Here is a 12,254-nt window from a genome sequence, read left to right as displayed (position 1 = left end):
CATCGACCAATTGGTTAAAAGCCAACTGCTCTACCAACTGAGCTAACGACCCAAGCGAGGCGCATATAGTACGGATTTTTCGCCGCGCTTCAACCCCTTTGAGGGATTATTTCAACGCCCGGTGTTTCAGTTTGAATTCAGATACCGTTCCGCCAAAGTCGCTGCCTGAGTTCCAGGGTAATCCGACACCACGGCCCTCATGCGTTTTTTGGCTTCGGTAACGTCTTTCATGCGATCGTAGGTCAGGCCCAATTTGTAGACCGCATCCGCCGCCTTGCGATGGTCAGAAAACCTAGTCGCAACGATGGTAAATGCTTGTTTGGCCTGCTCCAGTTGAGGCTTGACCAAATAAACCTCTCCCAGCCAATAATAGGCATTGACGGTCAAGTCACCTTCGGGATATTCAGAAATGAAGGCATACAAGCCGTCAATGGCCGCATCATAATTCTTATCTTCTTGAATCAATGCCTGGATTCGCTGGTAAGCTTGCCGCTCTTCTTCCGATGGCTGGCGATACTGTCGGCTCTCCACTGTCGCCGGCGTCGTTACACCTTTGGAACCGACCGAACCGTCTGACGGCTTGGGCGCGGCATGCAGCTCTTTCGATACGTCCAGCAGTCGCTGGTCGAGATCGATATATCGCTCCTTCGACTGCTTTGACAATCGATTGAGCTGATAACGCTGCTCTTCCAGTTCACCTTGCAAGCGCCGAACTTCACCCTGCAATTGCTCAATCATGAAGAATAACTCGGCATTGGCCTGATTACCGCCGGCCTTGCGTTGCGCCTCAGACTGGTTGTTTTGGTACACCGGTGCAGTTGATTGCGCCAGCGCGCTACCGGCAAGCGATAGCGCGACTGTCGCCATGAGGATATGTCTCATGGTTGATCCTGTTGGTTAGAGCGCCAGTACTTATTGGAAAATCATTTCCACGCGGCGATTCTGAGCCCAGGCACTCTCAGTCGATCCCGAGACCGCTGGACTTTCTTCCCCGTAGCTTACGGTTTCGAGCTGGTCACGGGAAGCCCCATTAACAACCAGGAAGCGCTGGACCGCGTTGGCACGGCGCTCACCTAGTGCCAGGTTGTATTCCTTGGTGCCGCGCTCATCTGCGTGACCTACCAGGCGAACATTTGTGCGTGGGCTGGAGGCCAGGAAGGCGGCATGCGCAATCAACACATCGCGGGACTCGGAGTTGATTTCCGCGGTATCGAAATCGAAGTAGAACGTGGTGATTTTCCGCATTGCTGCTGCTTCGGCTTTCTGAGCCTGCTCACGGGCTTCCAAACGCTCGGAGTCCGTCAGGCCAGTCGACGAAACGCCACTGCCGTCGTCGCCACCGTAGACAGTGCTGCCGCCTTCTTGATCCACTGCAGATACATCGGAACCATAACCTTCATCTTCCATGGTATCGCCAGTTGAACTACAGCCGGCCAGTACGCTCAGAGACAGTGCCAGGGCGAACGCTTTATGTTGCATCGATAACATCATTTTCTTTCCTTCTTGCTCAGTGTGTATGACTCAGTGTTCCAACCCAGCGTCCGAGGACCTGGGTTGACTTTTTTTGACTCAGTTTAGCATTGGCGACCAGGCCGGCTCCCTAACGTCACCTATGGCCGCCGGCAGCGTATAATTGGCTCCACCATCCGATGAAATCACGGTTAATACGCTCTTATCGTTTTGCTTGGTTGCGTAGATCAAGAGACGTCCATTCGGAGACACGCTGGGTGATTCATCCAGGTTCGTCTTCGTTAGTATCGTCTCGTTACCAGTCTCGATGTTCATGCGGGCGATATGGAACGAGCCATCGCGCTGATGGACATAATAGAAATATTTGCCCTCCGGACCAAAGCGAGGCCTGGCATTATACCGACTGCCAAAGGTGAGTCGTTTTGGTTCAGCTGTTTCGGAAGTTTTGAGGTATACCTGGGGCCCACCCGACCGGTCCGAGGTAAACAGGAACCCGCGCCCTTTGGCATCCCAGTTACCTTCAGTGTCGATAGACCAATGATTGGTCAGACGCTTAAGCGAGCGTGAGGCAATATCCATTTTATAAATTTCGGCGTTGCCATCCTTAGACAGCGTCAACAACAAAGATCGTCCATCAGGAGACCAATCGGGGGCAGAGTTCAGCCCCGAAAAGGACGCAATCATGGTCCGTTTACCATTGGATAATTCGTGGATATAAACCGCTGGTCGTCCTGTTTCAAAAGAAACATAGGCCAGACTCTTGCCATCCGGTGACCAAGCCGGCGACAGGATGGGCTCATTGCTTTCAAGCCGCACGCTGGCTCGCTGGCCGTCCACATCGCTGACCTGGAGTTTGTAAATTCGTTTACCACCACCGGTTTCCAGAGTCACAAATGCCAGCCGGGTAGAAAACGCCCCCGGTATGCCTGTGATCGCCTCATACACCTTGTCACTGATGTGGTGAGCCAGTCCACGCATACCTTTCAAGGGTGCGGATGACGTCTCACCCAGAAGGCGTTTCTCGGTATTCACATCGAATAACTCATACCGCGCGTTGACCTTGCCCGCCTCAAGCGTCAGCTCACCCACCAGGAGATAACGCTGACCCAACATTTTCCAGTCACGGTAGTAAACGTCTTCGCTGCGGGACGGAAGACTAAGCATTCTGCTGGCGGCCAATGGTTTGAATTCGCCACTCATGGTCAGATCGTCCCGTACAATATCACCGACATCGTCACCTGCCGGGAAATCCCCCGACTTTGAAAAGGGCACGACGGCTAACGGAATTGCTGCATCCACCCCTTCGGTGATGCGGATCAGCAGTTCCGCCTGCACTGGCAGCGCAAACGATATCGCAAGCAAACTGGCAGACAGCCATCGCCAGATACCTCGAAGACTCACGAACCGAGAGGCGCCAGACTCTTGGCGTGCTGCTTTTCGATTGCTCATAGTCTCAAAATCCATGGTTATCTCAGCCCCTCAGGCGTAAATTCAAGCGTGAGTTGTCGGAAGTACTTTTCGAACGTATCGCGTTCTTCTGGAACCGGGTAGCGACTGATACTTCGTGCGGCACTCAAACCAGAGTTATCAAACGCCGCATTGCCGCTACTGTCAGTGATGGTGACGGAGGTCAATTCGCCAGTAGGCAACAGAGTCAAGCGCATTCTCACCGTCATTCCCTCGGTCGCAGACGGTGGCTTGTACCACGCTTCCTTAATTCTCTGGGCTATCAGCGCCTTGTATTTTTCAGTCTCTGTCATCATTTGAGCTTCTCTTGCTCTGGCGGCAACGGCCGCCTCGGCTTTACGTCGCTCTGCCTCGAGAGACTCTCGTGACGACTGAGCCAATGCCTCCAGCTGCTGCTCACGCAATTTGCGCTCAGCCTCGCGTCGCTTGGCTTCAGCCTCTCGCTTGGCTTTCGCTTCTTCCTCTTTACGCTTACGCTCTGCTGCTTCTTTTTTGCGTTGCTCTTCCTCGGCAGCCACTCGGGCGGCTTCCTGTCGCTTGCGCTCCTCCTCCGCCTCCCGCTGCTTGCGTTCCTCTTCATCTTTTCTGCGAGCTTGCTCTTTGGCCTCAGCTTCGGCTTTGATTCGCGCCGCTTCCGCCTGTTTCTGTTTGGCTTCCCGGGCCTTCTGCTCGCGTTCTTTGGCGGCAAGCGCTTCCTTTTTCTGCCGCTCCTCCTGCTTCACCCGCTCCGCCTCAATCTGTCGTGCTTTCTCTTCCGCGGCTTTACGTTTGACTTCCTCTTCCTGAGCTTTTTTATCAGGCTCAGGTTTCGGTTGGGGGGCCGCTTTGGGTGGCGCTTGTTCTTGCATTTGTGGCGGTGGCTGATTAGTGATCAGACGCGCTGAGATGCTTCTTGGTGGCGGCTCACTGACTGGCGAACTCCAACTCCAACTTGCCAGCGCCACCCCCACAATCAAACTGTGTAGCACCAATGACAGCACGACAGGCGACTTCCAGGCAGGCCGGCCTGTGCTCGTGGTCTGTTCTCGATCTTGATCAGTCACCAACCATTAACCCCTACTCAAGCTTTGTGTCCTCGGTAATTAAGCCGACACTTGATGCACCTGCCGCCTGCAACACCGACATCAAGCGGACCACAACGCCGTAATCAACGTTCTCATCCCCGCGTACAAGCACTTCATTCCGACTCCGTCCAGACAGGATCTTCTGAACGTTCGTCTGGATCTCTTCCAGGGCCATGGGATCACTGCCCTTTCCACCCACTTCCAAATAGTAAGCCCCGTTGGTATCTACCGAGACGATAACCGACTCTACGTCTTTCTCCGCCTGAATCGGATCCGACACTGTGTTGGGCAAATCCACTTTGACACCCTGGGTTAACATGGGTGCTGTCACCATGAAAATAATCAGCAACACCAGCATGACATCGATGTACGGAACCACATTGATGTCCGACATCGGTTTGCGGCGTTCGTGGGGCATCATCCCCATACCTTTCATGCTCACACGCGTTCTCCCTTCAAGCGATCAGGTTCAAGCGACCGCGGTCTTTTCACTGTTGTGAACACGGCGGTGCAAGATGCTGGAGAATTCCTCGGCAAAGGTTTCGTAGTTTTTCAACAATGCATCTGAGATTGAGGCAAAACGGTTGTACGCGATAACCGCCGGAATCGCCGCAAACAGACCCATTGCCGTTGCGATCAACGCTTCCGAGATACCGGGAGCAACCGTTGCGAGCGTGGCTTGCTGGGCCTGCGCCAACCCTCGGAATGAATTCATAATGCCCCACACGGTGCCGAAGAGACCGACATAAGGACTGGTGGAGCCAACGGTTGCCAGGAACGGCAAATGCATTTCGAGGCGTTCCTGCTCACGGGAAAACGCCACCCTCATTGCCCGTTGGGCTCCTTCCATAACAGCATCCGCATCGCGACTCTGCTGGCGCAGGCGGGAAAACTCTTTGAATCCGGCCCGAAAGACCGCCTCCATGCCAGAAAATGGCGTCGGATTGGCGTTCACATCCCGATAAAGCTGACCCAGATCCATACCCGACCAAAATCGTTCTTCAAACGCCAGCTGCGCCTGTTTAGCTTTACGAAACACCTGCAGGCGCTGAAAGATCAATGCCCAGGAGATAATGGACGCCAGCGCCAACAACAACATTACAAGCTGTACCAGCAAACCCGCGTTGGCAATAAGAGACCAAACTGAAAGTTCTGAATCCACCGTTTACTCCTGGCTTATTCCGGTTATTTGGGTCGACGCCCTGTGTCGCTATTCGGCAACCAGTTCTCGCATCGCATCGGGTAATATTCGCGGACGACCACTGTCCAAGGCAATACAGGCAATTTTTACTGTCGCCTCGGCGAGCAGTACGCCATCGGTCTGTCTTACTACTTTCTGATCGAACTCCATCCAGACCCGCCCACAACGAACAAGGTCGGCCGTAACCTCCAACTGATCGTCAAGTTTACCAGGCACGGCGTAATGGATGGACAAACGCTGCACTACGTAACTGACATTGTCGGTCAGCCCCTGCCTCAATCCAACGCCACGACTGCGCACCCACTCCGTGCGAGCTCGCTCCATGTAATGCAGGTATTTGGCATGAAATACAATACCACCCGCATCGGTATCCTCAATGTAGACCCTGACCGGTAAACGGAAGCCATTGTCGTGAACAGCGTTATCAGTCACGAACATCCCCCTGGCCAGAGGCTTCCAGGCCAAAATGCAGATACGCGTGAGAGGTCACCATCCGCCCCCGTGGGGTTCGTAGCATATAGCCCTGCTGAATCAGAAAGGGCTCAAGCACGTCTTCTATAGTGCCCCGCTCTTCACTGATCGCAGCCGCCAGACTCTCCACTCCAACCGGTCCACCATCAAACTTTTCAATCATTGCCAACAACAGGCGTCGGTCCATGTGATCAAAGCCCTGGCTGTCTACTTTCAGCATATTCAAGGCTTGATCAGCGATCTGTTCGCTAATCAAGCCGTCTGCACGCACTTCCGCATAATCCCTTACCCGTCGCAGCAAGCGGTTTGCGATTCGGGGCGTACCCCTTGAGCGCCGGGCAATTTCAAGCGCACCACCAGGCTCGAGACTGACACCGGACAGACTGGCGGATCGCTGTACAATGTGTGTCAAATCGGCGGTGTTGTAGAATTCAAGACGCTGCACAATGCCGAAGCGATCCCGCAGGGGTGACGTCAGTAAGCCTGCCCGCGTTGTAGCCCCCACCAGGGTAAAGGGTGGCAGATCCAGCTTAATGGACCTTGCAGCAGGACCTTCGCCAATCATGATATCAAGCTGATAGTCTTCCATCGCCGGGTACAGCACTTCTTCAACCGCCGCGCTGAGCCGGTGGATCTCGTCGATGAAAAGCACATCGCCTTCTTCGAGATTGGTCAGCATCGCCGCCAGATCACCGGCCTTCTCCAGCACCGGCCCGGACGTTGTCTTGATCGCAACGCCCATTTCATTGGCGATGATATTGGCCAGTGTTGTTTTGCCCAATCCCGGCGGGCCAAATATCAGCACATGATCAAGCGCCTCCTCACGGCCCCGGGCAGCTGAGATGAAAATCTCCATCTGCTCCCGCACGGACGGCTGGCCAACGTATTCGGTCAGTAACGCAGGCCGAATAGCCCGATCTTGAACTTCCTCGTACTGCCCCGGCTGAGCGGATATTAGACGGTCCGATTCAATCATCTATGTGCCCACAACTCGAGATCGACATTGGCTCTTATGTTTCCTTAGACGACGTATTGTACAAGGGGCGATTTGACTGTCACGTTACGCTCTCGACAGAAAGACCACCAGTGCTTTGCGCATTAACCGGCTGGAATCATGTTCTTAAGAGCAAGCCGGATTAGCTCTTCGCGGCTCAATCCGCCGCTTGCAACTTTACTGACCGCCTTGGCCGCTTCCTGGGGTTTATACCCCAGAGCGATCAACGCAGCCTCCGCTTCGTCTTCCGGACGATGGGCGACAGTGACGGCTGGCGCGGATTGAGAGCCGGGTGCGCTGCCCGGCGTAAACTGCCCTTCCAACTGACCAATGCGATCGGCCATCTCGATCAGCAACCGTTCCGCAGTTTTTTTACCAACCCCAGGCAGCTTGACCAGCGAGTTGGTGTCTTTCGACTCGACACACCGAATGAACTGATGCGCATCGAGGCCAGAAAGAATGCCCAGCCCCAGCCGGGGACCTACCCCGTTAACCTTAATTAATAGTCGGAATAAATCACGGTCCAGGCGTGCCGCAAAGCCGAATAAGCTGTGGGCGTCTTCGCGCACTGAAAAGTGGGTATGAAGGGTTAACTCCTGCCCGGCATCTGGCAGGTGGAAAAACGTGGTGTAAGGAATATCGACTTCATAGCTAAGACCGGCACACTCGATGAGCGCCTGACCAGGAGATTTTTCGACAAGCAGCCCGCGGATTCGACCAATCAAATGAATTCTCCTTTGGGGATGGACCCTGTGTTACCAACAACAAAGGGGGCATGTCAGCGAACGCGACCACCCCGTACACGGCTTCCGGCGGATATCCGACTAATACTCTGGTTCATGTGCGCATGGCACAAGGCGATGGCCAGAGCATCGGCTGCATCAGCCTGGGGTTTGCGTGACAGGCTAAGCAGCGTCTGAACCATGTGCTGGACTTGCGCCTTATCAGCACCACCATTGCCCACCACCGCCTGCTTAACCTGACGGGCCGAGTATTCGAAGACGGCCAGGCCGCTGTTGGCGGCACTCACAATAGCCGCACCCCTGGCCTGTCCGAGTTTGAGTGCCGAGTCCGGATTTCGCGCCATAAACACTTGCTCGATGGCAAACTCGTCCGGACGGTACTCGCCGATCAGCGTCGCAAGGCTGTGAAATATTGTTTGCAGGCGTTGCGCCATCGGCTTTTCACCCACCCGAATACAGCCACTATCGAGGTATTCCGTGCGGCGCCCCTCACATCGGATCAACCCATAGCCGGTAATACGTGAGCCCGGATCCACTCCGAGTATGATCGCCACATACGCTCCTCGATGATCAGTGCATAAGACGAATTCAGCCGTTCAAGGCGTCCATTACATCGTCAGGGATATCCGCGTTGGAGTAAACGTTCTGGACATCATCCAGATCTTCCAGGGTGTCAATCAGCTTCAGCACAGACTCCGCTGTGTCAAAGTCCAGTGTCGCCCACGTTGACGGCACCATCGTGACTTCTGAACTATCAGGCACCAGGCCGGCGGCGACCAGGGACTCTTTGATATCCAGACATTGGTCGGGGCTCGTCACTATCTCATAACTGCCGTCGTCCTGTTCAGCGACGTCCTCCGCACCGGCCTCCAGCGCGGCTTCCATAAGTTGTTCCTCGTTAACACCCGGTCCGAAGGTAATAATACCTTGCTTGCTGAACAGGTAAGCGACCGAGCCGTCGGTTCCAAGGTTGCCACCCTGTTTGCTAAACGCATGCCGGACGTCCGCAACCGTCCGATTTTTGTTGTCGGTCATGACTTCGACATAAATCGCAACGCCGCCCGGGCCATAGCCTTCGTATGTCAGCTCTTCGTAATTGGTATCGTCACCACTCCCGGCACCGCGCTCAATCGCACGATCCATGGTGTCTTTTTTCATGTTGGCGGTCAGGGCCTTGTCCATGATGGTCCGCAAGCGCGGGTTGTCCGCCGGATTCGGGCCGCCCTGCCGGGCCGCGACCGTCAACTCACGGATCATCTTGGTGAACACTTTGCCCTTCTTGGCATCCTGCGCCGCTTTGCGGTGCTTGATATTGGCCCATTTGCTATGACCCGCCATACATCACTCCAAATCACTTGCTTTGTGAGCCCGGTCAGGATTCGCTGTTGGCCTCGCCTTCGTTACTGGTCTCGACAGCGCTGGCCGACGGCTTCGTGGCCGGTTTGCGCAAGCGAATATGCAGCTCCCGCAATTGTTTCTCATCCACAGCCCCTGGCGCCTGCGTCATCAGGCACGTGGCGCTTTGCGTTTTCGGGAAGGCGATCACGTCGCGGATGGAGGAAGCCCCCGTCATCAGCATAACCAATCGGTCGAGACCGAACGCCAAACCACCGTGTGGAGGACATCCGTACTTCAGCGCATCCAGCAAGAACCCGAACTTGGCACGCGCCTCTTCCTCATCGATGCCCAAAATACGGAACACAGCCTGCTGCATGGATTCGTCATGAATACGAATGGAGCCGCCACCCAGTTCGGTACCGTTGAGAACCATGTCGTAGGCTCTGGATAGTGCGGTTTCCGGCGACGCCGCCAGTTCTTCCGAAGTACAGGAAGGTGCGGTGAACGGGTGGTGAATGGCGTGCAGCCCACCGTCCGATGTCTCTTCAAACATGGGGAAGTCCACTACCCACATTGGCGCCCACTCCGATGTCAACAACGACAGGTCGTGACCAAGTTTGATCCGCAGTGCCCCCAACGCTTCATTGACCACCGTGGTCTTGTCAGCGCCAAAGAACACGAGGTCTCCGTCTTCCGCGCCTACCCGCTCAATCACGGCCAGAGCGACGTCGTCACCGAGGAACTTAATAATGGGAGATTGCAAACCTTCCGCGCCTTTGCTCAGGTCGTTGACCTTGATGTAGGCAAGGCCTTTGGCGCCGTAGATACCGACATACTTGGTGTATTCGTCAATTTGCTTGCGCGTCAGTTCGTTACCGCGGGGCACCCGCAAGCCCGCCACGCGTCCTTTCGGGTCTTTGGCCGGGCCGGCAAACACCTTGAAGTCGACACTGGACACCAAGTCGGCCACATCAATCAATTCCAGCGGAATACGAAGATCCGGCTTATCGCTGCCGTAACGCTTCATGGCTTCGGAATACGCCATGCGCGTGAACTCGGGCAGGTCAACCTGGAGGACGTCGCGAAACAACTCGCGAATCATCGACTCAGTCATTCCCATGAGGCTTTCTTCATCGACAAATGAGGCTTCAATATCAATCTGAGTGAACTCAGGCTGACGATCAGCTCGGAGATCTTCATCCCGAAAGCACTTGGCGATCTGGTAATAACGGTCGACACCGGACACCATCAGCAGCTGTTTGAAAAGCTGCGGGGATTGCGGCAACGCAAAAAATGAGCCTTCCTGGGTCCGGCTTGGCACCAGATAGTCCCGCGCACCTTCCGGTGTGGCGCGAGTCAGGATCGGCGTTTCGACATCCATGAACTCGTTACGGTCCAGGAAGTTACGAATGTAGCTGGTAACTCTTGAGCGAAAACGCAGGCGGTTCAGCATCTCCGGGCGCCGGAGGTCAACAAAGCGGTAACGCAGGCGTACATCTTCACCAACGTCGACGTGCTCATCCAACGGGAACGGAGGGGTTGCAGCGGCGTTGAGAATGGTCATTGCGGTGCCCAGCACTTCGACTTGGCCCGTCGGCATGTTCGCATTCTCAGTGCCTGCCGGGCGGCGGCGAACGCGACCCGTAACCTGTATCACAAATTCACTGCGAACTTTCTCAGCCAACGAGAAGCTGTCGGGTGTATCCGGATCAAAAACGACCTGCGAAATGCCGTCCCGATCACGAAGGTCGAGAAAAATAACACCGCCGTGGTCGCGGCGTCGGTGGACCCAGCCACACAATGTGACGTCCTGATCAATGTGAGATTCGTTGATTCCACCGCAATAATGACTGCGCATACCCATTCCCGCTGTTTCTGTATTCGTATGAATGTGTTATCAGCCTGCAGCTGATTCTGAGGACGTTTTTGAGGTGCCCTTATCGGCGAGGTTCTTTTTCGCCCCCGTTTTAAAATCGGTTTCGTACCAACCGGTGCCGGACAGCCGGAAACCCGCTGCGGATATCCGCTTCCTGAACTTGGCGGTCTGACAAGACGGGCAGTCAGTCAGTGGCTTATCGCTCATTTTCTGGATAACGTCTTTCTCAAAACCACAGTCGTCGCACACATATTCGTAAATCGGCATCTTTTGTACCCCACAATATAAACAACACTGGCATTCGGTCTCGAACCCAGCCCTACTCACATCATCCGATACCGCCTTGAGTCACTGTGGTGGTCGCTGAAATGACAACGAACGCTCAGGTTTTGGCGGACCCTCTAAAAAGCCGGTCATTATAAACACAATCGACCTTAAAATCAGGGCCTCTGTTTGATTGAATTTTGAGGACGGCATTGAGCCCGCCCAGGCAAGGGGTTAGGGACAAAGATGACGCAGTGACGCTCGGACGCTAGAATGAGCCGCCCTTTTACTTACAGTGGAGAATTTCATTGTCAGCCCGAGCCGAGCAAAAACTGAAAACCCGCCGCGCTTTGATGGACGCCGCTCTGGCCCAGTTAAGCGCCGACCGCGGGTTTAGCAGCTTGAGCCTTCGCGAAGTGGCACGCGAAGCGGGCATTGCACCGACATCGTTTTACCGGCACTTTGCGGAACTGGATGAACTTGGCCTGGCGTTGGTGGACGAAAGCGGCCTGGCGTTGCGACAACTCATGCGGCAGGCCCGCAAGCGCATCGCTCGCAATGGCAGCGCGATCAATACGTCGGTTGAGACATTCATGGAATATCTGGGCAACAACGCGAATCTTTTCAGATTGTTGCTTCGAGAACGTACGGGCGTTTCCAAAACCTTCCGAACCGCCATACAGGCTGAAATTGATCACTTCGTCACTGAGCTTGCGGATGATCTGCGCCGATTTGCTGACGAACAGCAAAAACCACTGTACGACGCACGCCTGGTGGCAGAGGCCATGGTCACATTGGTTTTTAACCACGGCGCGGAAGCGCTGGATGCTTCCGCCAAACACCGGGAAGTACTGAAAGCCAAACTAAAAACCGAATTGCGTATGATCTTGGTTGGCGCTCAAACCCTCGCCAAGTACGCAACCGACCCGTCTCAGCGGTAAACTAGCAGTTTCTGACCGCCGCCAGAATCGGTTCGAACCGTTCGAATTGGCGCTGCAACATATCGTCCGTGTAGGGCATCGCTGCCTGCTTGCCCCAAACCGGCCCCGGCCAGGCTGAATCACCTTCAAATCGTACAATATGGTGAAGGTGCAATTGCGGCACCATGTTGCCCAGCGCGGCCACATTCAGCTTGTCCCCGGCAAATACCGCCATCATACCCTGACCGAGCGCTGACGACTCCTTAAGCAACTGTATCTGGTCCGCCTCCGACAGTTCGTAGATTTCACGGATATCCGGGCGGCGCGGAACCAGCAGCACCCAGGGCCAGGACGAATCATTCATCAGACGCAACTCGCACAACTCCGTGCGGCCCAGACTGATCGTATCGGCGGCGAGCCGTTCATGAAGTTGAAAAGACATCGCT

The 12,254-nt window shown here is 55.0% G+C and carries 15 protein-coding genes; 1 reads left to right on the top strand and 14 read right to left on the bottom strand.

Features of this window, described 5'->3' with window-relative positions:
* Nucleotides 1–126 precede the first annotated feature (126 nt).
* From ybgF to GRX64_RS08470, 13 genes are all read right to left on the bottom strand, one after another.
* Nucleotides 127–882: a tol-pal system protein YbgF gene (gene ybgF / locus GRX64_RS08530; RefSeq protein WP_166265985.1), complete on the bottom strand. Its 756-nt coding sequence runs from the start codon at nucleotides 880–882 to the stop codon at nucleotides 127–129.
* Nucleotides 883–912: 30 nt separating this feature from the next.
* Entirely contained in the window at nucleotides 913–1,491 is a 579-nt protein-coding gene (gene pal / locus GRX64_RS08525) for a peptidoglycan-associated lipoprotein Pal (RefSeq protein WP_166265982.1), read from the bottom strand.
* Between the two features lie 78 nt (nucleotides 1,492–1,569).
* Nucleotides 1,570–2,919 carry a Tol-Pal system beta propeller repeat protein TolB gene (tolB, locus tag GRX64_RS08520; RefSeq protein WP_166265979.1) on the bottom strand — a complete coding sequence of 450 codons (1,350 nt, stop codon included), beginning with the start codon at nucleotides 2,917–2,919 and terminating at the stop codon, nucleotides 1,570–1,572.
* Between the two features lie 17 nt (nucleotides 2,920–2,936).
* On the bottom strand, nucleotides 2,937–3,917 hold the full coding sequence (gene tolA / locus GRX64_RS08515) for a cell envelope integrity protein TolA (protein WP_345790069.1): 981 nt from the start codon (nucleotides 3,915–3,917) through the stop codon (nucleotides 2,937–2,939).
* A 76-nt stretch (nucleotides 3,918–3,993) separates the two neighbouring features.
* Complete coding sequence (tolR, locus tag GRX64_RS08510; protein ID WP_166266087.1) at nucleotides 3,994–4,437, bottom strand: protein TolR; 444 nt, start codon at nucleotides 4,435–4,437, stop codon at nucleotides 3,994–3,996.
* A gap of 33 nt (nucleotides 4,438–4,470) precedes the next feature.
* Nucleotides 4,471–5,163 (bottom strand): protein TolQ, encoded by a 693-nt coding sequence (gene tolQ / locus GRX64_RS08505; protein WP_166265976.1) that lies wholly within the window; start codon nucleotides 5,161–5,163, stop codon nucleotides 4,471–4,473.
* A 48-nt stretch (nucleotides 5,164–5,211) separates the two neighbouring features.
* Complete coding sequence (locus GRX64_RS08500) at nucleotides 5,212–5,634, bottom strand: YbgC/FadM family acyl-CoA thioesterase (RefSeq protein ID WP_235937572.1); 423 nt, start codon at nucleotides 5,632–5,634, stop codon at nucleotides 5,212–5,214.
* On the bottom strand, nucleotides 5,627–6,649 hold the full coding sequence (gene ruvB, locus GRX64_RS08495) for a Holliday junction branch migration DNA helicase RuvB (protein WP_166265970.1): 1,023 nt from the start codon (nucleotides 6,647–6,649) through the stop codon (nucleotides 5,627–5,629). Before ruvB ends, GRX64_RS08500 begins: the two co-directional genes overlap by 8 nt.
* A gap of 122 nt (nucleotides 6,650–6,771) precedes the next feature.
* Complete coding sequence (ruvA, locus tag GRX64_RS08490) at nucleotides 6,772–7,392, bottom strand: Holliday junction branch migration protein RuvA (protein WP_166265967.1); 621 nt, start codon at nucleotides 7,390–7,392, stop codon at nucleotides 6,772–6,774.
* A 53-nt stretch (nucleotides 7,393–7,445) separates the two neighbouring features.
* A complete protein-coding gene (gene ruvC, locus GRX64_RS08485) occupies nucleotides 7,446–7,964 on the bottom strand; it encodes a crossover junction endodeoxyribonuclease RuvC (RefSeq protein ID WP_166265965.1) in 519 nt (172 codons plus the stop codon).
* Between the two features lie 34 nt (nucleotides 7,965–7,998).
* Nucleotides 7,999–8,748, bottom strand: a complete 750-nt coding sequence (locus GRX64_RS08480; protein ID WP_166265962.1) for a YebC/PmpR family DNA-binding transcriptional regulator — start codon at nucleotides 8,746–8,748, stop codon at nucleotides 7,999–8,001.
* Nucleotides 8,749–8,782: 34 nt separating this feature from the next.
* Entirely contained in the window at nucleotides 8,783–10,606 is a 1,824-nt protein-coding gene (aspS, locus tag GRX64_RS08475; RefSeq protein ID WP_166265959.1) for an aspartate--tRNA ligase, read from the bottom strand.
* Between the two features lie 39 nt (nucleotides 10,607–10,645).
* The gene (locus GRX64_RS08470; RefSeq protein ID WP_166265956.1) at nucleotides 10,646–10,891 is read right to left on the bottom strand and encodes an FmdB family zinc ribbon protein; all 246 of its coding nucleotides are present in this window, start codon (nucleotides 10,889–10,891) and stop codon (nucleotides 10,646–10,648) included.
* A 305-nt stretch (nucleotides 10,892–11,196) separates the two neighbouring features.
* Here GRX64_RS08470 and fabR point away from each other — a divergent pair, with 305 nt between their 5' ends.
* Entirely contained in the window at nucleotides 11,197–11,829 is a 633-nt protein-coding gene (gene fabR / locus GRX64_RS08465) for an HTH-type transcriptional repressor FabR (protein ID WP_166265953.1), read from the top strand.
* Between the two features lies 1 nt (nucleotide 11,830).
* Here the strand turns inward: fabR and GRX64_RS08460 are convergent, their stop codons facing one another.
* Complete coding sequence (locus GRX64_RS08460; protein WP_166265948.1) at nucleotides 11,831–12,250, bottom strand: HIT domain-containing protein; 420 nt, start codon at nucleotides 12,248–12,250, stop codon at nucleotides 11,831–11,833.
* Between the last annotated feature and the right edge of the window lie 4 nt (nucleotides 12,251–12,254).

The organism is Marinobacter caseinilyticus, from assembly GCF_011074955.1.
Taxonomy (GTDB): domain Bacteria; phylum Pseudomonadota; class Gammaproteobacteria; order Pseudomonadales; family Oleiphilaceae; genus Marinobacter; species Marinobacter caseinilyticus.
This window is presented reverse-complemented; position numbering and strand designations above follow the sequence as displayed.